The following is a 26,551-nucleotide window of genomic DNA, read 5'->3' on the forward strand; positions in this document are numbered from 1 at the left end:
TCGGGCAGGTCAACCCTTCGTTCGGCAATCCGACGGTCAGGAGAGCACGGAGCTGTAGGCGTTGAGGGCCGGCTGGCCGCCGAGGTGGGCGTAGAGCACGTTGGAGTCGCGCGGGATCTCGCCCTCGCGGACCAGGTCGATCAGGGCCGCCATCGACTTGCCTTCGTAGACCGGGTCGATGATCATGCCCTCGAGCCGCGCGGTGAGCCGGATCGCGTCCACCGTGGACGCCACCGGGATGCCGTAGAGGTCGCCGGCCCAGCCCTCCAGCACCGTGATCTCGTCGGCGCGCAGGTCCCGGCCGAGACCGATCAGCTCGGCCGTGTTGCGGGCGATCTTCTCCACCTGGGCGCGGGTCTCGTCGATCTTCGCGGAGGCGTCGATTCCCAGCACCCGCCGTGGCCGGTCCTGGCCGGCGAAACCCGCGATCATCCCGGCCTGGGTGCTGCCGGTGACGCTGCAGACGACGACGGTGTCGAAGAAGACGCCGAGCTCGGCCTCCTGGCGCTGCACCTCGTAGGCCCAGTTGGCGAACCCGAGGCCGCCCAGCCGGTGGTCGGACGCGCCGGCCGGGATCGCGTAGGGGACACCGCCGGCGGACCGCACGTCGTCGAGCGCCCGCTGCCAGCTCTCCTTGAAGCCGATGCCGAAGCCCTCGTCGACCAGGCGCACGTCGGCGCCGAGGATGCGCGAGAGCAGGATGTTGCCGACCTTGTCGTTGACCGGGTCCGGCCAGTCGACCCAGCTCTCCTGCACCAGCACGGCGGCCAGCCCGGCGCGAGCCGCCACCGCCGCTACCTGCCGGGTGTGGTTGGACTGGATGCCACCGATGCTGACGAGCGTGTCGGCGCCGGTGGCCAGCGCGTCGGCGAGCAGGTATTCGAGCTTGCGGGTCTTGTTGCCGCCGTACGCCAGGCCGCTGTTGCAGTCTTCGCGCTTGGCCCAGATCCTGGGGCCGCCGAGGTGCGCGGTGAGGCGGTCGAGCGGGTGCACCGGGCTCGGGCCGAACAGCAGTGGGTAGCGCTCGAAGTCGTCGAGGGGCACGGTCACTCTCCTTGCGGCAGGAGCCAGGGGGTGACCCCAAGCAGCGGCATGCAACATATTGCACTCCACACATCGCCGGACGTCAAGACGTTCGCGGACCGCTGAACCTCGCTGCTGCCAGCAGCGCGGCCTGGTGGGCCGCCGTTCGACGAACGCATGGTGGGCTCACAGCACGCGACGTGAGGAGACACGCATGCAGAGCTTGACGGGCGGGATGTCGCTCGACGACCAGTTGGCGACCCGGCTGCTGCACCAACGGATCATCGTTCTCGGAGCGGAGGTGGACGACCCGATCGCCAACCGGTTGTGCGCGCAGTTGCTGCTGCTGTCGGCCGAGGACCCGCAGTCGGACATCAGCCTCTACATCAACTCGCCGGGCGGCTCGGTCAGCGCCGGGCTGGCCATCTACGACACGATGCGGGTGATCCCCAACGACGTGCGGACCGTCGCGATGGGGCTGGCCGGCAGCATGGCGCAGTTCCTGCTCTGCGCGGGCACCGCGGGCAAGCGGTTCGCCCTGCCGAACGCGCAGGTGCTGATGCACCAGGGGAGCGCCGGCTTCGGCGGCACCGCGGCCGACATCGAGATCTACGCCGGCCAGCTCGAGCGGATCGGGCGCACGCTCGTCGAGCTCATCGCCCGGCACACCGGCCAGCCGGTCGAGGTCGTCGACCGGGACAGCGGGCGGGACCGGTGGTTCAGCGCCGACGAGGCCCTCGCCTACGGGATGGTCGACCGGGTGGTGGACCGCGTCGACGACGTGCGCCCGGCGGTCACCCGCCAGCCGGTGGGGCTGTGAGCATGAGCCAGTACACGATCCCGACCGTCATCGAGCGCACCTCGACCGGCGAACGCGCCTTCGACATCTACTCCCGGCTGCTGGCCGAGCGGATCATCTTCCTCGGCACCGAGATCGACGACGGCGTCGCCAACGTCGTGATGGCCCAGCTCCTGCACCTGGAGTCGGCCAACAGCGACATGGAGATCGGCCTCTACATCAATTCGCCGGGCGGCTCGTTCAGCGCGCTGACCGCCATCTACGACACCATGCGGTTCGTACGCCCGAACATCGCCACGTTCTGCCTCGGCCAGGCGTCGTCGGCCGCGGCCGTGCTGCTCGCCGCCGGCACGCCGGGCAAGCGCGCGGTGCTCAAGCACGCGAAGGTGACGCTGCACCAGCCGTCCAGCCAGGCCCGCGGCACGCTGCCGGACCTCGCCGTCCAGGCCAAGGAGGTGGGTCGCGTACGCGCGGAGATGGAGGAGATCCTCGCCGAGGTCAGCGGACACCAGACCGGGAAGATCCGCGCCGACATCGACCGCAACCTGACGCTGTCGGCGGACGAGGCGGTGGCGTACGGCCTGGCCGACCACGTCGTGCGGAGCCGCAAGGGCGCGCCACTTGCCCGCGTCGGTTAGGCCGCGACCAGCAGCCGGACCTCGCCGGCGCGGCTCGTCGACGGGGGACGGCCCACGCGGGCGTCGGCCAGCCGCAGGACGGGTGCCACGGGCCGGGCGGCGAGGAGGTCGCGGCCCGCCGCGGCCAGCAGGTCGGGCAGGTCGATGCCGAGCGCCGTGCAGACGGCCGCGAGGACCTCGGACGACGGCTCCTTGCGGCCGCGCTCGACCTCAGAGAGGTATTGCGCCGAGACCCGTGCCCGTGCCGCCACCTCGGCCAGCGTGCGTCCCTGCCGCAGCCGGACCCGGCGCAGCAGCTTGCCGAACACCTCGCGAAGCGGCGGATCGGTCACGCGGCTGACTCTAGGCGGGTCCGCCCGCGAGGTGGCCCGGTTTCGCGCTCGGCGTAGCTAGGTTAATCACCATGACGAACGACGCCGCGCCGTTCCGGGACATCGACGCCTTGCCGGAGCCCGTCTTCGACGCGATCTTCGGCGTGCTGCGGGCGATGGCCGGACACCCGGAGATCCAGCGGGTACGCGCGGCCGCGTGGGAGGCGCTGCGTCCCGCACCGGGCCAGCGGCTGCTCGACGCGGGCGCCGGTGCCGGAGAGGTCGCCCGGGACCTGGCCGTCGCGGTCGGCCGGGACGGCGAGGTCGTGGCGATGGACGCGTCCCAGCGGACCCTGGCTGGCGCTCGGGCCTTGACACCGCCCGACCTGCCGATCCGGTTCGTCCAGGGCGACATCACCCACCTCGAGTTCCAGGCCGACACCTTCGACGGAGTCCGCTCCGAGCGCGTGCTCCAGCACCTCGCCGACCCGGACGCCGCGGTGCGCGAGCTGGTGCGGGTCACCCGGCCCGGCGGGCGGGTCTGCCTCGTCGACACCGACTGGGAGTCGCTGGCCGTCGACGGCATCCGGACCGACCTGACCCTCGCGTTGCGCGAGCGGCTCCTCGGCGTGGACCCGAACCATCACGACGACATGGGCCGCACGCTGCGCCGGCGCCTGGTCCAGGTCGGCCTCGCCGACGTGGCCGCCACCCCGGTGACCTGCTACTTCCCCGATCCCGCCTCGGCCGCCGTGGTGGTGCCGCTGTTTGACCCGGCGGTGCCGCCGGAGGCCAGGATGATCCCCGACGACCTGCGCGACACCTGGTTCTCCGAGCTCGCCGCGGCCGGCGAGCGTGGCGAGTTCCTGGCCGTGCTGACGATCTGGGTGGCCGCCGGAGTCGTCAGCTGAGCGCGGTCTTCAGCAGCAGCGGTGCCGCCGCGGCCCATGCCTGCGGTGAGCAGGAGTGCGGATAGGGGACCGGCGTCTGGCCGGCCCGGCGCGGCATGCCGGTCAGCACCTCGGGCAGTCGCCCGCCCGCGGACGCGGCCGCCGCGACCAGGCCGTCGGCGATCCGGGCGGCCGCGGCGGTGTGGCCGACCCGGGCCAGCCCGGCGACCGTCAGCGCCGTGTCGTGTGGCCAGACGCCGCCCCGGTGGTACGAGAGCGGATGGTACGGCGGCTGGCCCTCGGCCAGCGTGCGGATGCCCCAGCCGGAGAAGAAGTCGTCCTCGGCGAGCCGCTCGGCGACCAGGGTGGCCCAGGAGTCGTCGAGGATGCCGGACCACAGCACGTGGCCGGCGTTGGAGGCCAGCGCGTCGACCTGGCGGTCGGCGCCGTCCAGGGCCAGCGCCACGAACGCGTTCGGGAGCCGGAAGTCGGCGGAGAACATCGCCCGGAGGCGGTCGGCACGGCGGTCGAGCTCCGCGGCCCAGGTCGGGTCGCCCCACGCGGACCGGGCGAGCTCGGCGGTGCCGCGCAGCGCCCGGTACGCGTACCCCTGTGCCTCACTGACGGCGATCGGCCCGGCGGCGACCTGGCCGTCGGCGAAGACCATCGAGTCCGCGGAGTCCTTCCAGCAGTGGTGCACCAGCCCGGGGCCGTCGGTCCGGTATCTCAGGTAGCCGGTGGCCTGGATGCCGCCGTCGTCGAGCATCCACGCGACCGCGGCCCGGGCGGCCGGCTCCAGGTCCTTGGCCACGACCGTGTCGCCGGTGACCGTGTGGTGCTCGGCGAGCAGCACGAGGAACAGCGGCGTCGCGTCGACCGTGCCGTAGTAGCGGCCGTACGGGACCTCGCCGAGCGTGGCGAGCTCGCCCTGGCGCAGCTCGTGCAGGATCTTGCCGGGCTCCTCGACCCGCTCGGCGTCGGTCACCCGGCCCTGGGTCGCGGCCAGCAGCCGCAGCGTCCCCTCGGCCAGCTCGGGCCGGTACGGCAGGGCGAACAGCGAGGTCAGCAGGCTGTCGCGGCCGAAAAGGGTGAGGAACCACGGCGCGCCCGCGGCCGGCACCGCCGCCCCGGTGGGCAGGTCGACGCCGGCGATCGGCGGCAGGTCGGCGGCCGGCACGCGGAGGCTGTCGAGGTCGGCCAGGCCGCGCGCGACGCACCGGGCGAGATCGTCGGTCGGGGCCGCCGCGACCAGCGCGGGTGGCGGACCAGGAAGCGGCGCGGCGTCACCGGCGCTGACCACCGCGCGCAGCGTCACTGTGCCGTGTGCCGGCACCGTGACCGTCCACTGGGCACCGTCGGCGGAGAGCCGGGCCGGCGGCGACGCGGTGATCCTGGTCCGGCGGCGGAACCCCTGCCGGGCGTAGCCGAACACCAGCTCGGCCTCGGCGACCGAGACGTCGCGGACGGCGTCCGACTTGTCGAACAGGCGCGACGAGCGCAGCTCGAACTGGTCGGCGAAGTCGGCCTCGGCGGACAGCGCCACCCGCACCGTCTGCGGCGACGACACGAAGCTGGTCAGCGTCAGCTCCTCGACCAGCGACCCGGACCCGAGCCGCTGGACGCGGCGCAGCACGAACGGCGGGTTCTCGTTGCGGGCGGTCGGCGGCGCCAGCACCACCTCGCCGGCCGACTCGGCCAGGGCGCGCAGGGCGCGGCCGTGCACGGTCAGCACCCAGCGCGACAGGTGCCGGGTGTCGGCGACGAAGAGTCCGCCGGTGTCGGTGACGTTGCCGCCGGCGTCCGTCAGCAGGCAGGTGACGCCGGAAACCAGGGTTCGCATACCGGGGTCAACGACTCAGCGACGCGGCCCGGTGCGGATGAGGTCCAGGGTCAGCGCCGCCGTCCAGCTGAAGTCGTCCGTGCCGTGGCCGGCGCCGGTGAGCGGGTCGACGTACTCCCGGAAACCGCACGTCCGCACCCGGGCCAGCAAGCGGTCGCGCAGGTCGTCGGCGAGCGCGGTCTCGCCGTGCAGGCGCAGGCCGTGCCAGAAGAGCCAGCTGGTGTTGACCCACCCGGGGCCGCGCCAGTAGCGGCCCCGCTCGTGATCCTCGGCGGTGAGGTCGTAGCTCGGTATCGGGCACGCGTCGGCCAGCCGGAAGCGGTCGCCGAGCGCGGTCTTGACCAGGTCGGTCCCCACCGGCAGGTCCGGCACCACCAACGGCAGCAGACCCGCGATCGAGTACGACCGCAGGACCGCGTCGCCGAGGACGTCGTACGCGAAGAAGACACCAGCGCCGCCGTCCCACAGCTCGGTCATCAGCGCGTCGGTGACCTCCTGGGCGCGCACCAGGTGGCGGCTCGGGTCCTGCCCGAGCTCCGTGGCGATCGAGGCCAGCGCGTACTCGCCGGCCGCCAGCAGCCCGTTGCACAGCGGGTCCTCGACGGCGAAACCGGGCGTCGCCTCGTAACGGGAGTCGCGGTAGTCCCGGGCGAGCCGGATGTAGCGCCCGTAGTCCTCGTCCGTCGGGCGTTCCGTGGCGGCGGCGTGCGCGAGGTCGCGCCGGGCCAGGTCGGTCGGTGGCAGCGGCACGACCCGGGACAGCGGGAGGTCCCAGGCCGGGCTGTTGTCCATGCCGGACTCCCAGGGGTGCACCACGGACACCAGGCCGCGCCCGCGCAGGTCGCGCGCGGTCAGCAGCCAGTCGTGCCAGGCGACCAGCCGGGGGTAGAGCCGCTCCAGGAACCGCCGGGAGCGGGACACGGCCGGTGCGGCCCGGTGCGTCTCCCACGCGGCCAGGGCGTGCACGGGCGGCTGGACGATCCCGGAGGTCGGCACGCCCGGCGTGCCGGAGCGGTCGGTGGAGCGCCAGAACGCGGGACCGGGGAAGTACGCGTCGGCCGGCACCAGCGGGTCGAAGACGATGTGCGGCACCCGGCCGTCGGCCCACTGCGCACCGAACAGCGACTCGAGCTCGCGCTGCGCCCGCACCGGCGAGAAGTGCCGCAGCCCGAGCGCGATGAAGGCGGAGTCCCAGCTCCACTGGTGCGGGTAGAGGCCGCCGGCGGGCACCGTCGCGCCGCGCCGCCAGTTGGCCGCCAGCACGCGCCGCGCCGCCCGGTCGAGCGACGCGGACGGCGATATCGCGGTGCGGACCAGCGGCCGTTCGGGGGCGATGGTCACGACCACCTCCGCAGGAAGCCCGGGATCGCCGCGACCGCCGCCGCCGGCTCGCCGCGCAGCCGGCACTCGACGGCCAGGTGCCCGTCGTAGCCGACCGCGTCCAGCGTGCCGAGCAGCGCACCCCAGTCGATGTGCCCGGCGCCGGGTTGAAAGCGGTTCGAGTCGCTGACCTGGACGTGCCCGAGGTGGTCGGCGGCCTTGACCAGCGCGCTGGTGGGCTCGTCCTCCTCGATGTTCATGTGGTACGTGTCGGCCAGCACCCGCACGGAGCGCAGCCCGACCTCGTCGACCAGCGAGACGGCCTCGTCGAGCCGGTTGACCATATGGTCCTCGTAGCGGTTCAGCGGCTCCAGCACCAGCGTCACCCCGGCCGACTCGGCGTGCCGGCCGAGGTCGGTGAGGGCCGCGAGCAGCACCGCCCGGTCGGCCTCGGGGGAGCGGGGCGGCTCGAACGGGGGCAGCCGCCGGGAGAACATGCCGTACGAGGCGGGCGTGCAGGCCACCGTGCCGCCGATCTCCGCGAGCACGGAGAGCTGGGAGCGGAGCTGGGCGACGGCGTCGCGGCGCAGGTCGGCGTCGAAGGCGCCGATGAAGTGCAGCATGTCGACGCAGACCGAGGGCATGGGCACGCCGTCGCGGGCGGCCTGGCGCAGCTCGGGCAGCCGGTCGCGGAAGGCGAAGTCGCCCTTGGCCCGCAGCTCGATGCCGTCGTAGCCGGCGCGGGCGGCGAAGTCCCACTTCGCCTGGAGGCTCTCGCCGGGGAGCAGCTGCTCCTGGCAGGAGATCTTGATCATGAGAACTTCAACACCACCTGGAGTGCTTCCTGCGGACGGTGGTCGAGCATGGCGAACGCCTCCGCCGCCTCTTCCACCGCGATGACGTGCGTGACGAGGCCGACGGGGTCGACCGCGCCCTGCTGCGCGAGGCTCAGGAACGCCTGGTTGAGGCGGGCCTGGTTCCAGCGCCCGGCGAGCTCCGGCGGCACGCCCCCGATCTGGGAGGAGACGATCCGGACCCGGTTGTGGTGGAACTCGTCGCCGAGCCGCAGCCCGGCGCCGTCGCCCTGGTAGAAGCCGGAGGCCACGACCCGGCCGTCGACCGCGACCGCGCGGATCGCGTCGTGCAGGGCCGGGTAGTGGCCGCTGATCTCGATCGCCACGTCGGCGCCGCGCCCGTCGGTCAGCCCGCGCAGGGCGATCCCCACGTCGGTCGCGGCGGCGTCGACGACGTGCGCCGCCCCGTATTCACGGGCCTTCTCCAGCCGGGCCGGCAGCGTGTCGACCGCGACCACGGTGGCGCCGGAGAGCTGGGCCAGCCGGGTGGCGAGCAGTCCGAGCACGCCCTGGCCGAAGACCACGACCACCTCCGAGAGGTGGATGTCGGCGGCCAGCACGCCGTTGAGCGCCACCGCGCCGACCCGCGCGAAGGTGGCCGCGACCGGGTCGAGGCCCGGCGGCACCACGCAGCCGCGGACCTTCTCGATCGGCACCACGGCCTCGCCGCGGTGCCCCCAGATGCCCCACACCTGCTGGCCGGGGAGCGGATCTTGAGGATGGGGCTCGTTGGACAGCACCTCGACGACTTCGCCGACCTCGGAGTAGCCGAGGCCCGCCACCGGGTAGTTCAGCCCGCTGGACCCGTCGACGAACAGCCGCAGGTCCGGGTCCCAGTCGCGGTTGAGGTAGGGGTTGGTGCCCCGGTAGGCGGTGAGCTCGGTGCCGGCGGAGATCCCGGAGTAGCTGGTGCGGATCCGCACCTGCCCCGGCCGCAGCTCCACGTGGGGTTGGTCGACGACCTCCACGTGGCGGGGAGAGGTGAACTGCACTATCTGCGGCACGACGGCATTCCACCCATGCTCGAAGAGAGAAGCGCGCGACATAACGACGGGTCGTTCCGCCGAGATGTTACGCACTTATGTCTGGCAATCAAGTATAAGTCCGGATCGCCACCACCCGTGTCAAATGTGGACAAAGGACTCGCGGCCCCCGAACGTTACGTACACATGTCTTGCCTTCGCGTATAAGACCTTGGTGTTATTCGTCCGTAGATCGTGGACAAAGGAGCGAGATCGATAAATCGGACGAAGGAGCGAACCGCGTGAACGCGAGAAAGCTGCTCACCGCCCTGTGCGCGGCGACCCTGGTGACTGGCCTGGGCGCCTGCGGGGGCGACGACCCCGACGACGCCAGCGGCTCGATCACCGTGTGGAGCCTGGAGAACCAGACCGACCGGGTCCAGGCCACCCAGAAGATCGCCGATCAGTTCACCGCCGCGACCGGCATCCAGGTCAAGATCGTGGCGACCGACGAGAACCAGTTCACCACCCTGATCGCCTCGGCGGCCGGCTCCGGCGAGCTGCCCGACGTGGTCGGCGCGCTGCCGCTGGCGGCGGTCTCCCAGATGGCGACCAACGACCTGCTCGACACCGACGCCGCCAAGGCCGTCGTCGACGAGCTCGGCCGCGGCACCTTCTCACCGCGTGCCCTGGAGCTCACCGCGCAGGACGGCAACCAGCTCGCGGTGCCGAGCGACGGCTGGGCTCAGCTGCTGTTCTACCGCAAGGACCTGTTCGACAAGGCGGGGCTGCAGGCGCCGGACACCTTCGACAAGATCCGCGCGGCCGCGCAGAAGCTGAACACCGGCGGGGTCGCGGGCATCACGATGGCCACCGTCCCCAACGACGCCTTCACCGAGCAGACGTTCGAGAACTTCGCCCTCGGCAACGGCTGCGAGCTGGTCGACGACGCCAAGAACGTCACGCTCGACACGCCCCAGTGCGTGGCCACGTTCCAGCTGTACGAGGACCTGATCAAGAACTGGTCGGTGCCCGGCGCGCAGGACGTCGACACCACCCGGGCCACGTACTTCGCAGGCAAGGCCGCGATGGTGGTCTGGTCGTCGTTCCTGCTCGACGAGATGGCCGGGCTCCGCAACGACGCCCTGCCGACCTGCCCCGAGTGCAAGGCCGACCCGGCCTACCTGGCCAAGAACAGCGGCATCGTGACCGCCGTGGCCGGGCCGAACGGGCAGCCGGCCCAGTTCGGCGAGATCACCAGCTGGGCGATCACCAAGGACGGCCCGAGCACCGACCAGGCCCGCAAGTTCGTCGCGTACATGATGAACGAGGGCTACCCCGGCTGGCTCGGCATCGCGCCCGAGGGCAAGTTCCCGGTGCGCAAGGGCGACTCGGCCGATCCGGAGAAGTTCGCGACCGCCTGGAACACGCTGCCGGCCGGTGTCGACACCCGCAAGCCGCTCGCCGACAGCTACCCGGCCGACGTGCTGGAGGCGCTGCGCACCAGCCCTGACACGTTCAAGCGCTGGGCACTGCCGCAGAAGCAGGGCGCGCTGCTCGGTGCCACCCTCGGCGAGCTGCCCGTACCCAAGGCGGTCAACGCCCTGACCGGGGGCGAGGTCGATGCCGCCGGCGCGGCGAAACGCGCCGCGGACGACGTGCGGGCGATCCAGAAGTCGCTGGACTGATGGTCGCGACCCGCGAAGAGCGGCCGGCGGCGCCCGAACAGCGCCGCCGGCCGGCCCGGCCGCTCACCCGCCGCCAGCGGGAGAACCGCGCCGGCCTGGCCTACCTGTCGCCGACGCTCGTCGTCGTGCTGGTCGTGGTCGTCGTCCCGATCCTGTGGACGATCCTGCTGGCGTTCCAGCGGCTGCGGCTGATCAACATCCGGCGCACCGGCCTGTTCGGCGACTTCACCCTGCGCAACTTCGAGTACGTGTTCACCTCGCCGGGCTTCTGGAGCTCGCTGTGGACCACCCTGGTCTACACGGTCGGCGGCACCGCGTTCTCGATCCTGTTCGGGCTGATCGCCGCGCTCGCGCTGCGCAAGCGGTTCCCCGGTCGCACGCTGGTGCGGGCCAGCGTGCTGCTGCCGTACGTGGCGCCGGTGGTCGCGGTGACCTTCGTCTGGGAGATCATGCTCAGCCCGCAGTTCGGCGTCGCCAACGACTGGGGCCAGCGCTTCCTCGGCTGGGACCGGCCGATCGCCTTCCTCAGCCAACGCGAGTACAGCCTCTGGGGCGTCGACGTCCCGCTCGCGCTGATCACCGTGATCGCGTTCGAGGCCTGGCGCTACTTCCCGTTCGCGTTCCTGTTCATCCTGGCCCGGCTCCAGGCGGTGCCGAAGGACCTCGAAGAGGCGGCGGTGGTCGACGGCGCCGCGCCGACCCAGCTCTTCCGGCACATCCTGCTCCCGCAGCTCGGCGCCGTGATCGCCCTGCTGTCGGTGCTGCGCTTCATCATGACCTTCAACAAGTTCGACGACGTCTGGCTGCTCACGGGCGGTGGCGCCGGCACGCAGGTGGCCAGCGTCCGGGTCTACGACTTCCTCACCTCGCGCCTCGACATCGGCGCGGCCGCGGCCCAGGGCCTCGTGCTCGCCGCCGCCCTGGTCGTGCTGCTCGTGGTCTATCTCAAGTTCTTCGCGCCCCGGGAGGATGAGTCGTGATGGACCGGGCGACCTTCGAGACCCGCCTGTTCGGCGTGCTGCGCTGGGTCGTGATCGCGGTGCTGATCGTGGTCACGCTGTTCCCGTTCTACTACATGGTGCTGCTCTCGATCCGGCCGATCGAGGCGGTGCTGCAGGACCCGGGCAGCCTGTGGGCCGGCCCGGCGGAGTGGACCGTCTCCACGTACCGCGAGGTGCTCGGCTCCGTCTCCACCGGGGGCCAAGGGTTCGTGCGGCTGATCCTCAACACGCTGCTGGTCGCGGCGTCCGCCACGGTGCTGACGCTGCTCGTGTCGATTCCCGGCTCGTACGCGGTGAGCCGGTTGCGCTTCGTCGGCCGCCGGCAGGTGCACTTCCTGTTCCTGGCGGTGTACCTGTTCCCGGCGATCCTGCTGGCCATCCCGCTGTTCACCGTGTTCACGCGGTTGGGCCTGCGTGGCTCGCTGGCCGGGCTGATCGTGGTCTACATCGCGCAGACGATCCCCGTGTCGATCTACATGCTGCGCAACTACCTGAGCACGATCCCGGAGAGTCTCGAAGAAGCCGCCGCTGTTGACGGTTACACACGGTTACAAACCCTGCGTAAGGTAATCTTGCCGCTCGCGGCACCGGCCGTGATGGCGAACGCACTCTACGTCTTCATGATCGCATGGAACGAGTATCTGTTCGCCCTCCTGTTTCTGGTCGAGAACCGTCAAAACTGGACGGTCTCCCTCGGCCTCGCCCAGCTTGCCGGAGGCATCGAAGTGAGCAAGACGGTTTTGATGGCAGGGTCGGTGGTGCTTACCCTGCCCATCGTGATCATCTTCTTCGCGACGGAGCGGCTGCTGACGGAGGGGCTGACCGCCGGTGCCGACAAGGGATAGGCCGCCGGCCCAGGGCGGCCCACCCGGCTCGCCGGCCGTCGTCCGCGGTGGCACGGCCGGCAACCAGAACTCCGCCGGTCACCTCCTCGCGCTGGTGCGCACCGGCCGGGCACGGACCCGGTCGGAGCTCCAGTCCTACACGGGGCTGTCGCGATCGACGGTGGTCGCGCGGATCGACGCGCTGCGCGCGGCCGGCTACCTGCGCAGCTCCGGGGTGGAGGAGTCGACCGGCGGCCGGCCCGCCGAGCTGCTGGAGTTCGACACCGGCCACGGCGTGGTGCTGGTCGCCGACCTGGGCGCCAACCACGCCCGGGCGGCGGTGCTCGACGTGGGCGGCACGCTGTTGGGCGAGGAGCACGAGCACATCAAGATCGGCGAGGGCCCTTCGTTCGTGCTCGACTGGGTCGACGCCGCCTTCGCCCGCCTGCTGGCCGGGGCGGGCGAGTCCCGCGGGCGGGTGCGGGGGATCGGCGTCGGGGTGCCCGGCCCCGTCGAGTACGACGCCGGCGTGGTCACCGAGCCCCCGATCATGCCGGGCTGGGACGGCTTCCCGATCGCCGACCGGCTCCGCGCGACGTGGGGCTGCCCGGTCTTCGTCGACAACGACGCCAACCTGATGGCGCTGGGCGAGCAGGTCGCGTTCTATCCCGACTGTCCGGCGCTGCTGCTGGTCAAGGTCGCGACGGGCATCGGCGCCGGCATCGTGATCGACGGCCGGGTCTACCGCGGCATCGACGGAGGTGCCGGCGACATCGGACACATCCGCCTTGCCTCTTTCCCGGACGCTCGGTGCGAGTGCGGCCTCTACGGCTGCCTGTCGGCGGTGGCCAGCGGGTTGGCGCTGGCGCAACGGCTGACGCAGGGTGGCACGCCCACCCAGTCGGGTCCGGAGCTGGTCGAGCGGATCCGGGAGGGCCACGGCGAGGCGGTGCATCTTGCCCGCGAGGCCGGTCGCCTGGCCGGCGAGGTCCTGGCCACGGTGGTCTGCCTGGTCAACCCCGGCGTCCTGGTGATCGCCGGCGACCTGGCCGAGACCCATTTCGTCACCGGCGTACGCGAGATGCTCTACCGCTACGCCCTGCCCCGCGCGACCCGCCACCTGGAGGTCACGACGAGCCGGCTGGGTCCGCAGTCGGCGGTCACTGGCGCCCACGCCATGGTGCTGGACGAGATCTACTCGCCGAGCGCGGTCGACGCGGAGCTCGCCGCTGGTGATCTGTCCCGCAGTCGCTGACTACCGCGGGCCCAGCCATCGGAAGACGGCCGACCAGCGTGAGCCGTTCCTGTGTCGGGTCTGGGCAGCTTTGAGTTCCGTGAGCTCCGAGTGCAGCGCGTCCAGACGGCGATCGAGCCGCACACCCAGAGCGGAAAGATCGCTCAACTCCGACGAGATCGTGGCCACCGCCTGGGCGGTCGGTGCTCGTCGGGCGAGGAGACTCTGGAACAGCACGAAGGTCACCGCCGCGCCGAGCAACCCCGCTCCCAGATTCGTCAGGGCATCGGTCATGAACTCACCGGGACCGGCGCCGTTCAGGCGGCTCATCACGTAACCGGCCGTCAGCGCGGCGATGCCTACAGCGGCCACACCGCCGAAGAGCAGGCGGTCCGTGTCGGACGCATATCGGCTGTCTGCCGCCTGCTGTTGCAGTCGGGTCATCGAGAACAGGACGAGGACAGCCAGGAAACCCACGATCGTCACCAGTGGATCCAACGTGTCGGCCAGCCGGGTCGCCGGGCTCGTCACGGTGAGGGAGTGTACGAACCTCGTCGTGTCCCCGTAGCGGACCTCGAACCACAGCCCCTGACCCTCGACCACCTCGCCGTCGACGGCCCGCACGATGATCAACTGTTGGCCGCGATCAAGGGCAGCCGAGACGTCACATGACAACCTCGGGCAGCTGCGTAGGTTCGCCTCGTGACGGACGTAGGCTGCTTCCGCTCCGCCAACCTTCTCGAACGATTCGGCGGCCCATCGATACGCGAGGAATGCTCCGATCAGCGCGAGTCCTGGCAACAGGATTGCCAGCGGGCGCAGGAACACTGTTCCGGATCGCATGGTCAACGCCTCCTATGGGCTCAGGCGCGCGGGCGGGGAGCGGTGATCGTCCGCACCGCCCGAGACAGCACGCCGCTAGGCGGGGCCCAGACGTGCCGGTCCTCATACGACCAGGCGTAGGTCGGGTTGCCGTCCCGCACCAGGTGGCACAGGTCCGGCTGGTTGAGCTCCCGTGCGGACCACTCGTACAGCCGCTGGAGTCGGGGTTGGATCACGCCGTAGTCGAGGAGCCGCCCGAACCGGTTCTCGTGGTCGAGGTAGGACCGGAGCTCATCGTCCGCCGGATAGCGGTCCGGCAGGACACGCCGGAGCGAGAGGAACACCCCGGCGCCGCCGAGGCGAGGGTCGCCGACCGTCCTGCCGAGGATCGCGAACGGGCCGAGCGCCAGCTTCGGCGCGGCGACCAGGGCGTGGGTATAGAGGACCCGCAACAGCACGACGTTGAGGAAGAAGCGCTCCGGCGCGGGCTCCCGCTCGGCGAGGCTCCGGCTGGCCAGGTAGCCGGCGACGATGCTGGCGTTGTGGGCGCGGTACCAGTTGCCGGCCGTCGGCTCGTCGACGAAAGCCGTCCATTGGTCGACCGTCGGGTCGGAGCTCGCGCCGGCCAACCCGCCGGACCGGGCCATCGCCTCGCAACCATCGCGGATGAGCCGGTCGTTGACCGCCCGCCACCACTGGCTGCCGGTCGCGGGGTCGAGCACGCCGCGGCCCGCCTGCCAGCGCATGAACGACAGCGCCGCCCGCCGGAACGGCAGGTGTTTGGGCGCGTGGCCGAACGGGCCGTGGTAGGTGCGTGCCAGCAGCTCGATCCGCTGCCGCGGGTGGTCGCGCACGGCGGCCAACTGCGCGGCGGCCCAGTCCGCGGCACTCTCGGTCATCGCATCATGGTCTCGCGTGTTCGGCGGCCTCCGAAAGACATCGCCGGCTAGCTAGGCGACGGGCTGCTTCGCGCGGACCCGCGCGGTTGGCCGGGTCTCCGCGGCGGCGAGGTCTCGGACCGACGGCTCGCGGGGCGTCCGGACCGCGCCGACGCTGGCACTGATGACCAGGGCCGTGGCCAGCCCTTCGGTCGGGGTCAGGTGCTGGCGCAGCACGAGGAAGCCGGCGAGGGTGGCGATGGCCGGTCCGAGGCTCATCAGCACGGCGAAGGTGGCGGTGGGCATGCGGCGCAGGGCCGTGAGCTCGAGGGTGTAGGGCAGCAGCGACGAGAGGACCGCGACCGCGGCGCCCAGTGCGAGGACCGGTGGCTGCGCGAGCGTGGGGCCGATGCCCATCGGCAGGGTCAGCGCCGCGGCGACCGTCATCGCCAGGGCCAGGCCGTCGAGCTTGGGGAAGCGGCCGCCGACCTTCGCGCTGAGCATGATGTACGCCGCCCACATGGCACCCGCGCCCAGGGCGAAGGCGATGCCGGCCGGGTCGAGGTGGCCCGCGCCGGTGCGGCCCAGCAGCGCGACGCCGACGAGGGCGAGGCCGGCCCAGAGCCAGTTGGCGGCGCGGTGGCCGGTCAGGACGGAGAGCGCCAGCGGGCCGAGCACCTCCAGCGTCACGGCCAGGCCGAGCGGGATGCGGTCGATCGCGTGGTAGAAGAGCGTGTTCATGCCGGCCAGGGCCACGCCGAAGCCGGCGATCGCGGCCCAGTCCGCGCGCGCGTAACCGCGGACGCGGGGTCGGCACACGACCAGCAGCACGATCGCGGCGATCGCCAGCCGCAGCGTCACCACCGTCGACACGCCCGCCCGCGGGAACAGCAGCGCGGCGACCGCGCTGCCGAACTGCACCGACAACGCTCCGCCCAGCACGAGTCCGACGCCCGCGTGGCGCCCGGTATCTCTCACGAGTCGACGCTATGAGCCGGCGCACGACCCCGGAAATGCCGCTTCGGCTGTGGTTATGCTTCACGGTTATGACCGTCGAGGTGCGTCACCTGAGGGCGTTCCTCGCCATCGCCGAGGAGGGCACGATCACCCGGGCCGCCGCCCGGCTCCACCTGACCCAGCCCGCGCTGTCCCGCACGCTGCGCCAGCTGGAGACCCATCTCGGACTGAGCCTCGTCGAGCGGTCCACCCACCATCTGCGGCTGACGGCGGCGGGGGAGGCCTACCGTGACCGGGCGGCGGCGGCCGTCGCCGCCGTGGACGACGCACTCGACCCGGCGCGCGCCGGCACCTGGCCGCTGCGGCTCGGGCATGCCTGGTCGGCGCTGGGCGCGCACACCACCACGCTGCTGCGCCGGTGGCAGCAGGAGCACCCGCGGATCCCGCTGGAGCTGCTGCGCATCGACGAGCGGACCGGTGGCCTGGCACGCGGCGGTGTCGACGTCGCGATCCTTCGCGCGCCGGTCGACCTGCCCGACATCGAGGCGGTGGCCCTGACGAGCGAGGCGCGGGTGGCCGCGGTGCCCGTCGACAGCCCGCTCGCCGGCCTGCCGGTGCTGCGTCTGGCCGACCTGGCCGCGTACCCCATCGCCGTCAACTCCCTCAGCGGCACCACCACGCTCGACCTGTGGCCGCCGTCGCAGACTCCGGCCGCCGCGGTCGAGACCGCCAACACGGACGACTGGCTGGCCGCCATCACCGCCGGCCGGGCGGTCGGCGTGACCACGGAAGCCACGGCCGCCATGCATCCCCATCCGGCGGTCGCGTACGTACCCCTGGCCGATGCCCCGTCCGTCGCCGTCTCGCTCGCCTGGCGCCGGCCGCCCAGCCACCCGGCCGTGGCCGACCTGGTGGCCCTCGCCCGCGAAATCGTGCGCTGACCGCACCGGGGTTGGCATCGTAGGGACGTGACCACCTTCCGACAGGCGGCGAAGCTGCTGGCCGAGCGGGATCCGGTGATGGCGCGGTTGGTGGCGGGGGCACCGCCGCCGCGGATCCCGCTGTGGAAGGAGAGCAACTTCGAGTCGCTGGTACGCGGGATCGTGTTCCAGCAGCTCGCCCGGCCGGCCGCGGTGGCGATCCTCGGGCGCCTGATCGACGCGGCGGGTGGCTTCCTGACGCCCGAGTCGGTGCTGCCGCTCTCGGACCCGGTGCTGCGCGAGGTGGGCCTGTCCGCCCGCAAGGTGATCTCGCTGCGCGACCTGGCCACCAAGGTCCGCGACGGCGACGTGGTGCTCGACAACCGGCGGCTGGGCCACCTCGACGACGACGAGATCATCCGCCGGCTGTCGACGGTCAAGGGCATCGGGCCGTGGTCGTCGCAGCTCTTCATCATGTTCCAGCTCCGCCGGCCCGACGTGTGGCCGGTCGGCGACCTGGGCATCCGGCGCGGCTACGGGGTCGCCTACGACATCCCGACGCCGACGGAGCGCGAGCTGGAACCGCTCGGCGACCAGTTCCGGCCCTACCGCACCACGGCCGCCTGGTACTGCTGGATGGCAGAGGCCGTCGTCGCCGGCCGCACGCCGACGTTGCCGATCGGCGACGACCCGATCCTGCTGGCGCACGGCGTGGCGCGCCGGCCCGGGTCGCGTGGCAAGGCTTGAATGTCGACTGTGGAAGAGCCGCCGGTGCGGGTCGGCCTGGTCGGCGCCGGCCACTGGGCCGAGGTGATGCACGGCCCGACCCTGGCGGCCGGGCCGGAGACCGCCCTGGTCGGGGTCTGGGCGCGGCGTCCCGAGGCGGCGGGGCGGCTGGCGACCCGGCTGGGCACGAGCGCGGCGCCGTCGTTCGACGCGCTGCTCGACCGGTGCGAGGCGGTCGCGTTCGCGGTGCCGCCCGACATCCAGGCCGACCTCGCGGTGCGAGCGGCCGAGGCCGGGCGGGCGGTGCTGCTGGAGAAGCCGGTCGCCCTCACCGTCGCCGACGCCGAGCGGGTCGCGAAGGCCGTCCGCGAGAACGGCGTCGTCAGCCAGCTCGTGCTGACGAAGCGGTACCACCCCGCCACCCGTGCCTTCCTGGCGGCGGCCGCGAGCTTCCCGGCGATCGGAGCCCGGTCGCGGTATCTGCACGGCGGCTTCCTCGCCGGGCCGTTCGCCACCGGGTGGCGCCTCGACCATGGCGCGCTGTACGACCTCGGCCCGCACCTGCTCGACCTGCTCGAGGCCGCCCTCGGCCCGATCGAGGCGATCGACCGCCATGGGGCCACCCCTTGGCTGGAGCTGACCTGCCGCCACCGCGCCGGCGCGATCAGCCAGCTGTCGCTGTCGGGCGCGGTCGGCGGCCTCTCCGGTTCGCGGGCCGGGGTCGAGCTCTACGGCCCCACCGGCGTACTGGAGATTGACTTCGCCACCGTCGACCACGCCGAGTGCTGGCCCGTGCTGCGCGCGGAGTTCGCCCACGCCGTGCGCACCGGCACGCCGCACGCGCTCGACGCGGACCACGGCGTACACCTTCAGCGGTTGCTCGCTAGTTGTTGACCAGCCCGGCGAGCAGGTTGATCGCGCCGGCCACGATGGCGACCCCGAACACGTAGGACAGCAGGGCGTGGGCCAACGCCGTCCGGCGGATCGGGGAGCTGCGCAGGGTGGTGTCGGAGACCTGGTAGGTCATGCCGATCGTGAAGGCGAGGTAGGCGAAGTCGCGGTAGTTCGGCTTGTGCTCCGACACCGGCTCCCCGAAGTCGATCCTGCTGCCGTGGCTCTGGTAGTCGAGCTTCGCGTACCGCAGCGTGTAGACGGTGTTCATCGTGAACCACGCGGTGGCCACCGTGAGCACGGCGATCCCGATCAGCACGCCCCGGAACGCGCCGTGCTCGTTGGCGGCCTCGCCGAGTGCGAACCCGACGCCGAGCAGGCTGACCAGGCACGCCGCGACCAGCAGGGCCGTCGCGGAGCCGTGGGTCTGGTCCTCGCGGCCGGCCAGCTTCTCCGTCTTGGACCCGTCGGCGCTCATGAAGATCGGCCAGACCGACGCCAGGAAGGTCAGCGACGCCGCGTCGTAGCCGGCGATGACGGCGAGCTCCCAGTCGATCGGGCTGACGGCCAGCGCGGCGGCGACGATCACCCAGATGACGATCACCGCGCCGGCACGGCGGATCGCCGGGCCGTGCCAGCCCAGCATGCGGCGTCGCATCGGATCTGCCGGCGGGCTGGCCACATAGGAAGTCTGGCAGGGAAGTGGCGCGGCGATCCAGACACGCCGGATCTCGGTAACCGGACAAACTGGGCGGATAGGGCAGCATCGAGGTATGGCGTTGACCGAGAGTCGCCGGGACCACTTCCGCACGCTCGCGGCCGACTGGAACTGCGGCTACGTCGAGCTCAGCGAGGAGTGGATCGACCCCGAGGTGCAGGCGGGGTACGACCCGGCCGCGCTCGCCCGCGACGCCTGGCTGCCGCTGCACGTGGACGACGAGGGCTACGTGCTCGTCGCCGTCGCGGCCGAGCCCACGCCCGAGCGGATCGCGCTGATCGAGGAGGCTGTCGGCGCCCCGGTCTGCGTGGCGGTCACCAGCGATGTGGACCTCGCGGAGGCGATCCGGACGGCGTACCCGAAGCGGAACCGTCTCCGCTGGATCGCCGTGGTGGCCGCCCTGCTGGTCGTGGGGACCGCCCTCGTGACGGCGCCCGTGCCGACCGTCGTCGTGCTCGCCCTGGTCACCAGCGCCGGGTTCCTGGCCGGCGTCGCGGCCACGGTCACCGACCACCCGGCCGCGCCGCTCGCCCGCGACGTCGCCCTCCTGCTCACCCCGCTCCTGTACGCCCTGTTCGTCGCCGCCCTCGTGCTGCCCGCCGCGCGGGTGTTCCCGGCCTGGTCGGTCGGCATCACCATGGCCAGCCTGCTGGCCGGCAACGCCGCGCTGGTCTACGCCGACCTGCTGGACGCGTTCCGCGGCGGCGGCGCCGTCGGTCCCGCGCTGCGCGCCCCGCTGCGCTGGCTGCTCTACTCCGCCGTGGCCCTGCGGCGGCCCTCGACCCGGGAGAAGGCCAGGCATGGCGATCGCACCGTCCACAGTGGCAGTCCCTCGGTGGCAGCGGTGGAGCGAGGCTGAGGAACGCTGGCCGGCCGGCACCGTCACGCGCTGGCTGCTGCGCCTGGGTCTGGCGCTGCCCTTCGCGGGCCTCGCGCTCTACGCGGAGTCGCGCGGTTTCGCGCCCCGGTCGGCCGGGCCGTTGTCCGCCGTGGCCACCGCGCTCGGCCCGCTGGGCCTGGGCCTGGTCGCCGCGGCCGCCACCGGGTTCGCGCTCGCCGCGCTGGGGGAGCGGCTGGTGCGCTGGCAGGTCCCGGTCCGGGTCGGTGTGCCGCTGGTCCTGGGGCCGGCGCTGGCGTACACGGGCTCCGCCGACCCTCTGGCCGTGCTCACCGTCGCCCTCCTGGCGCTGGCCGTCGAGGGCTTCCTGGACTTCGCGGTCGCGGGCCAACCGGAGGGTGCGGTCCGGGCCGGGCTGATGCTCTCGGGAGCGGTGCTGTGTGACCCGGCCGCGATCGGGTACGCGCTCGCCTTCGCCGCCGTCGCGCCGTTCGTCGCCGCCGGTCGCCGCGGCCCGTCGATCCACGCGGCCCCCACCAGGGCCGTGCTGCTGTTCCCGCCGCTGGCCGTGCTCGTCGGCGCGGTGCTGCTCACCTGGCGCCTGACCGGCGTGGCCGGGATCGGCTTCGACTCCGCCGGACTGCTGGGGGCGCTCGGCGGCGCGGCGGTGGCGGTCGTGCACACGCCGCTCTACGCGGCGGTCGCGGTCGTCTACGCGGTACGCCGCCCGCGCGCCCTGGCCGCCTACTTCACCCCGGTCGCGGTGGTCTTCGTGACCCTGCTGGCGGGGCTGGCGTACTCGGCGGTGACGAACTACCTGCTCCTGACCACGATCGCGCTGATGGCGGTGCCGAGGTCCCCGAGTCGCCGCCTGGGCGCCTTCCTCGGCACGGTGGCGCTGCTGCAATGGGCACAGCTGATCACCTGGCCGCCGATGAGCCCGGCCTTCGAGGAGTGGCTACGCGTCGTGTGGGGGTTCTGAGCGCTTCCGGAACCAGCGCCGCGGCTTGGCTCTTGACGGCTTCTCGGGGTCCGGGGCTTGGCGGGCCGCGGCGAACCGGGCCTCCAGCGCCTCGCGCCACAGCGCCACCATCGCGTCGGCGTCGATCCGGCGGACCGGTACGAACGGGGGCGTCGGGCGCACCTGGTAGTCGAGGATGTCGCGGTTGAGCTCGGCGACCGTCTCGCGTACGCGCTGCTCCGAGGGAAGCTTGCGGATCTCCTCGGGGAGCCGCTCGACCTGTCGGGCGAGCTGGATCGACGGCGGCAGCATGGCGGCGCCGGTGATGCCCTCGCGGCGGACGAACTCCTTCAGCCACCACTGCTCGTCGTAGGGCTCCGTGTGGCCGGGCAGCGGCTTGCCGGCGCCCGGGAGATCGTCGAACTCGCCGTTCTCCCGGGCAGCACGGATCTGCGCCTCGATGATCGACTCGATGCGGTCGCCCATCGACCCAATATAACTAGAGCCTCGTCAACCGGATCGCGTCGGCGATCACCAGGCCTGTGCCGTTCGTCCAGCGGCTGACCGCGACCCGGTTCGCGTCGCCGGCGGGCAGGTTGAACGTGCCGATCGAGCGCCAGGCTCCGCCGCCCGTACGCTGGTCGACGTTGACCGTCTGGTTTCCGCTCGTGGTCGCCACGATGTAGGGGGCGGCGCTGTTGTAGCCCGCGTTCGCCGCGTACCAGACGTCGACCCGGTAGGCGCCCGCCGTCGGCACGGCGAACTTGTACCAGGCGGGGTCGCTGGCGGCGACCGGGTCGGCGAAGCGGTAGTCGGTGCCGTAGCGCTGCGTGGAGTACGAGGACGTGCCCCAGTTGGCGCTCGCGGTGAACCGGCCGGACGTGGTGTTGTCGACGATCGACGACCACGTACCACCGCCGCCGCTCATCTTCGCCGCGACGTCGGCGCGCATCACGTCGAGGTCGATGAACGACGGGTCGATCTTGCCCGTCGTGCTGGTCTCCCGGTGGCCACGGGCATAGCTGGAGTTGCGGCCGAGCCGGGTCAGCACGGCCGCCGTCGCGGCGATCGACGCGTTGTACTGCGCTGAGGTCATCGACTGGTTGACCCCGTTGTAGTCGATCTCCCAGCCGATCATGAGCGTGTTGCCGTCGCCGGCCGGGATCGGGCCGCTGCCGCGGCTCGTGCCCGCGTGGTTGGCGCGTCCGGCCGAGATCAGGTGGAACACGCCGTTGTAGTCGACCAGCGCCTGGCACAGCGGACCGGCCAGGTCGGACCGCCCGTTGATGCAGACGTTCAGCGCCGGGTGCGGGTTGCTGGCGCTGGACGTGGCGGCGGTGTGGTGCCAGAGCACGCCGATGGGGTCGAACGAGCCGGGGCGGTAGCGGTTGACCCAGTCACCTTCGGTGACGCACGTGACGCCGGCGCCGCGCAGGACGTCGAGCAACCAGGGGACGTTGGCCATCAGGCACCTCGCGCCAGGCTGGGTTCGGCGGTGATCAGGTCGGCGACGCACTCGGGCTTGGCGGCCGCGGGGGCCGCGGCGGCGGCCGGGTGGGCGGCGACGGTGACGGCTGCGGCGGCCAGGGCCGGCAGGCCGAGCACGACGCGCCGGCGGAACCGGCGGGGTGGGAAGTCGGTCACAGCACTCCTTCGGTCAGCGCGGGTGTGGTGGTGGTAGGTGAGGCGCACGCTATACCGTGAAGCCTGTCTATGTCGATAGTTGCCGATCTCTGACTTGATGCTGAAACTTACTTTCAACCAGGGCGTGATAGACCTTTCTCATGGAGTTCGGAGTCGGTTACTTCCCCACCTTTGACGGCATGAAGCCGGGCGAGGTCGCCCGGCTGGCCGAGGAGCGCGGTGCGGACGCGATCTATTTCGCGGAGCACACGCACATCCCGGCCGCCGAGACCGATCGCTTCCCCGGCCAACCCCTCCCCAACAAGTACTGGAAGACGTACGACCTGTTCGTCTCCCTCACGGCGGCCGCCGCGGCGACCACCCGCCTGCGCGTGTGCAGCGGCATCTGCCTGGTCATCGAGCGTGACCCGATCACCACCGCGAAGGAGGTCGCCAGCGTCGACCACCTCTCCGGGGGTCGTCTCGAGTTCGGCGTCGGCGCGGGCTGGAACCGCACGGAGATGAAGAACCACGGCACGGATCCGCGGGTACGCATGCGCGTGCTCAAAGAGCGCGTCGAGGCGATGAAGACGATCTGGACGCAGGACGAGGCGAGCTACTCGGGCCGCTACGTCAACTTCGAGAACATCTGGTCGTGGCCGAAGCCGGCCCAGAAGCCGCACCCGCCGGTCCTGGTCGGCGGCACCGGCCCGACGGTCCTCGACCGCGTGCTCTCCTTCGGCGACGCGTGGTTCCCCAACTACCACGACGGCATCCTCGACCGGATCGCCGAGCTCCGCGCCCGGGCCGAACGACCGATCGAGGTCCAGGTGATGAGCGTGCCGGCAGACCCGAAGATCTTCGAGCGACTTCGCGAGGCGGGCGTACGCCGGGTCGCGCGCTGGTTCCCCTCCGGCCCGCGGTCGCGCGTCGAGAAGGCGTTCGACCAGTGGGAGGCGGCGATCGCGGAGTACAACCCCGAGTGACCCCCGACGAAGCCCGGGCCCGGTTCGCCGAGGCCCGGGTGGCCCGCCTGGCGACGGTCTCCGTGACAGGCCAGCCGCACCTGGTGCCGATCACGTTCGCGCTGCGGGGGGAGACGGTCTACAGCGCGGTCGACGCCAAGCCCAAGCGGTCGACGACGCTGCGCCGCCTGGCCAACGTGGAGGCCAACCCGCGCGTGTCGATGCTGGTCGACGTCTACGACGACGACTGGTCACGGCTGTGGTGGGTCCGCGCGGACGGCACGGCCCGCGTCCTTTCTTCGGGCCCGGAGATGGACCTGGCCGCGGGTCTGCTCGGGGAGCGCTACCCGGCGTTCGCGCTGCGTGGCCCGGTCCTGGCCGTCGACGTGCGCCGATGGTCGGGCTGGTCGGCGGTGTGATCCAGCACTGAGCTCGGGACATCGCGCCCGAAAAGCCCCTAAATCACCCGACCGAGAGGGCGTGGCCTGGGTCACAACGCGGGTGGGGAACAGAGTGCATGCTTTGTAACTTGAGTACGGACATGGCAACTCTTCCCGTTCTGCCGTTGACCGATGCCGTCCTGCTGCCTGGCATGACCATCCCGGTCACCCTCGATAACAACACTCAGGCCGCTGTCGACGCCGCGCGCGCCGCTGGCGACAACCGTGTGCTTGCCGTGCCGCGTGTCGACGGCGAGTACGGGTCGGTCGGCGTCATGGCGCTGATCGAGAAGGTGGGCCGACTGCCCAGCGGCGAGCCGGCCGCCGTCATCCGTGGCGAGGCTCGGGCCAAGATCGGTTCCGGCGTCCCCGGACCCGGTGCCGCCCTGTGGGTCGAGGCCACCGAACTGACCGAGACGCCGCCTGCGGGCAAGGCCCGTGAGCTGGCGAGTGAATACAAGGCCCTGGTCAAGTCCGTGCTCCAGCAGCGCGGCGCCTGGCAGGTCATCGACGCCGTCGAGCGCATGACCGACCTGTCCGAGCTGGCCGACTCCGCCGGCTACGCGCCGTGGCTGACCCTCGAGCAGAAGATCGAACTGCTGGGGGCGCCGGACGTGACGGCCCGGCTCGAGCTGCTGGTCGGTTGGGTGCGTGACTACCTCACCGAGCAGGAGGTCAACGAGGGCATCGCCAACGACGTCCGCGAGGGCCTCGAGAAGTCGCAGCGCGAGTTCCTGCTCCGCCAGCAGCTCGCCGCGATCCGCAAGGAGCTGGGCGAGGACGAGCCCGACGGCTCGGCCGACTACCGGTCCCGCGTCGAGTCCGCCGACCTGCCCGAGAAGGTCCGCGAGGCGGCGATGCGCGAGGTCGGCAAGCTGGAGCGCGCGAGCGACCAGTCGCCCGAGACCAGCTGGATCCGGACCTGGCTCGACACCGTACTCGAGATGCCCTGGTCGACCCGGACCGACGACAACACGGACCTGAAGGCGGCGCGCGAGGTGCTCGACGCCGACCACGCCGGCCTGGCCGACGTGAAGGACCGCATCCTGGAGTACCTGGCCGTCCGCAACCGGCGTGCCGAGCGCAACCTCCAGGTGGTCGGCGGCCGTGGCTCCGGCGCGGTGCTGGCCCTCGGTGGCCCTCCCGGCGTCGGCAAGACCAGCCTCGGCGAGTCCGTCGCGCGGGCCCTCGGGCGCAAGTTCGTCCGGGTCAGCCTCGGCGGCGTGCGGGACGAGGCCGAGATCCGTGGCCACCGGCGTACCTATGTCGGCTCGGCTCCGGGCCGGATCGTCCGGGCGCTGAAGGAGGCCGGTTCGATGAACCCGGTCGTGCTGCTCGACGAGGTCGACAAGCTGGCCGTCGGTTACTCCGGCGACCCGGCGGCGGCCCTGCTCGAGGTGCTCGACCCGGCGCAGAACCACACGTTCCGCGACCACTACCTGGAGGTCGACCTGGACCTCTCGGACGTGCTGTTCCTCGCGACCGCCAACGTCGTCGAGAACATCCCCGGCCCGCTGCTGGACCGGATGGAGCTCGTGACGCTGGACGGCTACACCGAGGAGGAGAAGGTCGCCATCGGCCGTGACCACCTGTGGCCACGGCAGGTCGAGCGGGCCGGCCTGACCGCCGACGAGGTGTCCATCTCCGACGAGGCGCTGCGGGCGATCGCCGGCGAGTACACCCGTGAGGCGGGCGTGCGGCAGCTCGAGCGAGGGCTGGCCAAGGTCCTCCGCAAGGTCGCGGTCGCGCTGGCCAGCGAGACGGCCCCGGTGCGGGTCGACGAGACCGACCTGGTCCGCTACCTCGGCCGTCCCCGGTTCACCCCGGAGTCGGCGGAGCGCACGGCGACCCCGGGTGTGGCGACCGGCCTAGCGGTCACCGGCGCGGGTGGTGACGTGCTGTTCATCGAGGCGACCTCGATGGAGGGCGAGCCCGGCCTGACCCTGACCGGTCAGCTCGGCGACGTCATGAAGGAGTCGGCGCACATCGCCCTCTCCTACCTGCGGTCCAACGGCCGGAAGCTGGGCATCGACCCGAACGAGCTCGCCGGCAAGCGGATCCACCTGCACGTGCCGGCCGGCGCGGTGCCGAAGGACGGCCCGTCCGCGGGCATCACGATGGTCACCGCCCTGGCGTCGCTGGCGACGGGCCGCCCGGTCCGCCCGGAGTTCGGGATGACCGGCGAGGTCACCCTCTCGGGCCGGGTCCTGCCGATCGGCGGCGTCAAGCAGAAGCTGCTGGCGGCGCACCGGGCAGGCCTGACCGAGGTGATCATCCCGGCCCGCAACGAGCCGGACCTGGACGACCTGCCGCAGGAGGTCCGGGACGCCCTGACCATCCACGTGCTGGGTGACGTCAGCGACGTGCTGGCGCTGGCCCTGCGCCCGGCCGACGAGCGCGAGCTGCTCGCCGCCGCATAACTCCACAG

At 72.1% G+C, this 26,551-nt stretch carries 27 protein-coding genes and 1 pseudogene; 15 read left to right on the forward strand and 13 right to left on the reverse strand.

Translation table 11 applies throughout. The features are described from left to right. Positions 1–36 precede the first annotated feature (36 nt). The gene (locus tag AB0J88_RS35890; protein ID WP_364354977.1) at positions 37–1,044 is read right to left on the reverse strand and encodes a 1-aminocyclopropane-1-carboxylate deaminase; all 1,008 of its coding nucleotides are present in this window, start codon (positions 1,042–1,044) and stop codon (positions 37–39) included. A 193-nt stretch (positions 1,045–1,237) separates the two neighbouring features. On the opposite strand from AB0J88_RS35890, the gene AB0J88_RS35895 reads away from it, so the two are divergent. Together AB0J88_RS35895 and AB0J88_RS35900 are read left to right on the forward strand one after the other, a co-directional pair. Then, positions 1,238–1,843 carry an ATP-dependent Clp protease proteolytic subunit gene (locus AB0J88_RS35895; RefSeq protein WP_364354974.1) on the forward strand — a complete coding sequence of 202 codons (606 nt, stop codon included), beginning with the start codon at positions 1,238–1,240 and terminating at the stop codon, positions 1,841–1,843. Positions 1,844–1,845: 2 nt separating this feature from the next. After that, positions 1,846–2,460 carry an ATP-dependent Clp protease proteolytic subunit gene (locus AB0J88_RS35900; RefSeq protein ID WP_364354971.1) on the forward strand — a complete coding sequence of 205 codons (615 nt, stop codon included), beginning with the start codon at positions 1,846–1,848 and terminating at the stop codon, positions 2,458–2,460. Positions 2,461–2,585: 125 nt separating this feature from the next. On the opposite strand, the pseudogene AB0J88_RS35905 reads toward AB0J88_RS35900, so the two are convergent. Continuing rightward, a pseudogene (locus AB0J88_RS35905) lies at positions 2,586–2,792 on the reverse strand (helix-turn-helix transcriptional regulator); the annotation flags it as partial. A gap of 71 nt (positions 2,793–2,863) precedes the next feature. Here AB0J88_RS35905 and AB0J88_RS35910 point away from each other — a divergent pair. Continuing rightward, positions 2,864–3,682, forward strand: a complete 819-nt coding sequence (locus tag AB0J88_RS35910) for a methyltransferase domain-containing protein (protein ID WP_364354968.1) — start codon at positions 2,864–2,866, stop codon at positions 3,680–3,682. Here the strand turns inward: AB0J88_RS35910 and AB0J88_RS35915 are convergent. Genes AB0J88_RS35915 through AB0J88_RS35930 form a run of 4 tightly spaced genes read right to left on the reverse strand, consistent with a single transcriptional unit; the run spans position 3,675 to position 8,679 of the window. After that, positions 3,675–5,501 (reverse strand): glycogen debranching N-terminal domain-containing protein, encoded by a 1,827-nt coding sequence (locus AB0J88_RS35915; protein ID WP_364354965.1) that lies wholly within the window; start codon positions 5,499–5,501, stop codon positions 3,675–3,677. The genes AB0J88_RS35910 and AB0J88_RS35915 overlap by 8 nt on opposite strands. A gap of 15 nt (positions 5,502–5,516) precedes the next feature. Continuing rightward, the gene (locus AB0J88_RS35920; RefSeq protein WP_364354962.1) at positions 5,517–6,842 is read right to left on the reverse strand and encodes a trehalase family glycosidase; all 1,326 of its coding nucleotides are present in this window, start codon (positions 6,840–6,842) and stop codon (positions 5,517–5,519) included. Further along, complete coding sequence (locus AB0J88_RS35925; protein WP_364354959.1) at positions 6,839–7,636, reverse strand: sugar phosphate isomerase/epimerase family protein; 798 nt, start codon at positions 7,634–7,636, stop codon at positions 6,839–6,841. Before AB0J88_RS35925 ends, AB0J88_RS35920 begins: the two co-directional genes overlap by 4 nt. Next, on the reverse strand, positions 7,633–8,679 hold the full coding sequence (locus AB0J88_RS35930) for a zinc-binding alcohol dehydrogenase (RefSeq protein ID WP_364354956.1): 1,047 nt from the start codon (positions 8,677–8,679) through the stop codon (positions 7,633–7,635). The genes AB0J88_RS35925 and AB0J88_RS35930 overlap by 4 nt, the downstream gene beginning before the upstream one ends. A gap of 260 nt (positions 8,680–8,939) precedes the next feature. Here AB0J88_RS35930 and AB0J88_RS35935 point away from each other — a divergent pair, with 260 nt between their 5' ends. The 4 genes from AB0J88_RS35935 to AB0J88_RS35950 are packed head-to-tail and all read left to right on the forward strand — an operon-like array spanning position 8,940 to position 13,405. Continuing rightward, positions 8,940–10,325 carry an extracellular solute-binding protein gene (locus AB0J88_RS35935; protein ID WP_364354953.1) on the forward strand — a complete coding sequence of 462 codons (1,386 nt, stop codon included), beginning with the start codon at positions 8,940–8,942 and terminating at the stop codon, positions 10,323–10,325. Continuing rightward, on the forward strand, positions 10,325–11,305 hold the full coding sequence (locus tag AB0J88_RS35940) for a sugar ABC transporter permease (RefSeq protein WP_364354950.1): 981 nt from the start codon (positions 10,325–10,327) through the stop codon (positions 11,303–11,305). Before AB0J88_RS35935 ends, AB0J88_RS35940 begins: the two co-directional genes overlap by 1 nt. After that, positions 11,305–12,171 carry a carbohydrate ABC transporter permease gene (locus tag AB0J88_RS35945; RefSeq protein ID WP_364354947.1) on the forward strand — a complete coding sequence of 289 codons (867 nt, stop codon included), beginning with the start codon at positions 11,305–11,307 and terminating at the stop codon, positions 12,169–12,171. The genes AB0J88_RS35940 and AB0J88_RS35945 overlap by 1 nt, the downstream gene beginning before the upstream one ends. Next, on the forward strand, positions 12,155–13,405 hold the full coding sequence (locus AB0J88_RS35950) for an ROK family protein (protein ID WP_364354944.1): 1,251 nt from the start codon (positions 12,155–12,157) through the stop codon (positions 13,403–13,405). Before AB0J88_RS35945 ends, AB0J88_RS35950 begins: the two co-directional genes overlap by 17 nt. On the opposite strand, the gene AB0J88_RS35955 is transcribed toward AB0J88_RS35950, so the two are convergent. Genes AB0J88_RS35955 through AB0J88_RS35965 form a run of 3 tightly spaced genes read right to left on the reverse strand, consistent with a single transcriptional unit; the run spans position 13,406 to position 16,062 of the window. After that, entirely contained in the window at positions 13,406–14,212 is an 807-nt protein-coding gene (locus AB0J88_RS35955) for a hypothetical protein (protein WP_364354941.1), read from the reverse strand. 35 nt (positions 14,213–14,247) lie between these two features. Then, entirely contained in the window at positions 14,248–15,105 is an 858-nt protein-coding gene (locus AB0J88_RS35960; RefSeq protein WP_364354938.1) for a hypothetical protein, read from the reverse strand. Positions 15,106–15,156: 51 nt separating this feature from the next. Beyond that, a complete protein-coding gene (locus AB0J88_RS35965; RefSeq protein WP_364354935.1) occupies positions 15,157–16,062 on the reverse strand; it encodes an EamA family transporter in 906 nt (301 codons plus the stop codon). Between the two features lie 68 nt (positions 16,063–16,130). Between AB0J88_RS35965 and AB0J88_RS35970 the strand changes: the two genes are divergently transcribed. Genes AB0J88_RS35970 through AB0J88_RS35980 form a run of 3 tightly spaced genes read left to right on the forward strand, consistent with a single transcriptional unit; the run spans position 16,131 to position 18,581 of the window. Beyond that, positions 16,131–16,982 carry a LysR family transcriptional regulator gene (locus tag AB0J88_RS35970; RefSeq protein WP_364354932.1) on the forward strand — a complete coding sequence of 284 codons (852 nt, stop codon included), beginning with the start codon at positions 16,131–16,133 and terminating at the stop codon, positions 16,980–16,982. Between the two features lie 27 nt (positions 16,983–17,009). Continuing rightward, positions 17,010–17,708: a hypothetical protein gene (locus tag AB0J88_RS35975; protein WP_364354929.1), complete on the forward strand. Its 699-nt coding sequence runs from the start codon at positions 17,010–17,012 to the stop codon at positions 17,706–17,708. Then, a complete protein-coding gene (locus AB0J88_RS35980; RefSeq protein ID WP_364738146.1) occupies positions 17,709–18,581 on the forward strand; it encodes a Gfo/Idh/MocA family oxidoreductase in 873 nt (290 codons plus the stop codon). It abuts the gene before it with no gap. On the opposite strand, the gene AB0J88_RS35985 is transcribed toward AB0J88_RS35980, so the two are convergent. Further along, positions 18,571–19,236, reverse strand: coding sequence for a DUF1345 domain-containing protein (locus AB0J88_RS35985; RefSeq protein WP_364354923.1), 666 nt, complete (start codon positions 19,234–19,236; stop codon positions 18,571–18,573). The two genes, AB0J88_RS35980 and AB0J88_RS35985, sit on opposite strands and share 11 nt — an antisense overlap. A 115-nt stretch (positions 19,237–19,351) precedes the next feature. Here AB0J88_RS35985 and AB0J88_RS35990 point away from each other — a divergent pair, with 115 nt between their 5' ends. Together AB0J88_RS35990 and AB0J88_RS35995 are read left to right on the forward strand one after the other, a co-directional pair. Further along, complete coding sequence (locus AB0J88_RS35990) at positions 19,352–20,155, forward strand: hypothetical protein (RefSeq protein WP_364354920.1); 804 nt, start codon at positions 19,352–19,354, stop codon at positions 20,153–20,155. After that, complete coding sequence (locus AB0J88_RS35995; RefSeq protein ID WP_364354917.1) at positions 20,097–21,116, forward strand: hypothetical protein; 1,020 nt, start codon at positions 20,097–20,099, stop codon at positions 21,114–21,116. Before AB0J88_RS35990 ends, AB0J88_RS35995 begins: the two co-directional genes overlap by 59 nt. On the opposite strand, the gene AB0J88_RS36000 is transcribed toward AB0J88_RS35995, so the two are convergent. The 3 genes from AB0J88_RS36000 to AB0J88_RS36010 are packed head-to-tail and all read right to left on the reverse strand — an operon-like array spanning position 21,093 to position 22,739. Then, positions 21,093–21,581, reverse strand: a complete 489-nt coding sequence (locus AB0J88_RS36000) for a DUF1992 domain-containing protein (protein ID WP_364354914.1) — start codon at positions 21,579–21,581, stop codon at positions 21,093–21,095. The two genes, AB0J88_RS35995 and AB0J88_RS36000, sit on opposite strands and share 24 nt — an antisense overlap. A 13-nt stretch (positions 21,582–21,594) precedes the next feature. After that, positions 21,595–22,560, reverse strand: coding sequence for an N-acetylmuramoyl-L-alanine amidase (locus tag AB0J88_RS36005; RefSeq protein WP_364354911.1), 966 nt, complete (start codon positions 22,558–22,560; stop codon positions 21,595–21,597). Further along, positions 22,560–22,739 (reverse strand): hypothetical protein, encoded by a 180-nt coding sequence (locus tag AB0J88_RS36010; protein WP_364354908.1) that lies wholly within the window; start codon positions 22,737–22,739, stop codon positions 22,560–22,562. Before AB0J88_RS36010 ends, AB0J88_RS36005 begins: the two co-directional genes overlap by 1 nt. Positions 22,740–22,879: 140 nt before the next feature. Between AB0J88_RS36010 and AB0J88_RS36015 the strand changes: the two genes are divergently transcribed. The 3 genes from AB0J88_RS36015 to lon all read left to right on the forward strand — a co-directional run bounded on the left by AB0J88_RS36015 (position 22,880) and on the right by lon (position 26,543). After that, the gene (locus AB0J88_RS36015) at positions 22,880–23,704 is read left to right on the forward strand and encodes an LLM class F420-dependent oxidoreductase (RefSeq protein ID WP_364354905.1); all 825 of its coding nucleotides are present in this window, start codon (positions 22,880–22,882) and stop codon (positions 23,702–23,704) included. Continuing rightward, a complete protein-coding gene (locus AB0J88_RS36020; RefSeq protein ID WP_364354902.1) occupies positions 23,701–24,102 on the forward strand; it encodes a TIGR03668 family PPOX class F420-dependent oxidoreductase in 402 nt (133 codons plus the stop codon). Before AB0J88_RS36015 ends, AB0J88_RS36020 begins: the two co-directional genes overlap by 4 nt. Before the next feature lie 122 nt (positions 24,103–24,224). Next, complete coding sequence (lon, locus tag AB0J88_RS36025; RefSeq protein ID WP_364354899.1) at positions 24,225–26,543, forward strand: endopeptidase La; 2,319 nt, start codon at positions 24,225–24,227, stop codon at positions 26,541–26,543. Positions 26,544–26,551 lie beyond the last annotated feature (8 nt).

Origin of the sequence: Asanoa sp. NPDC049475, assembly GCF_040676915.1 — a bacterium.
GTDB lineage: Bacteria > Actinomycetota > Actinomycetes > Mycobacteriales > Micromonosporaceae > Asanoa.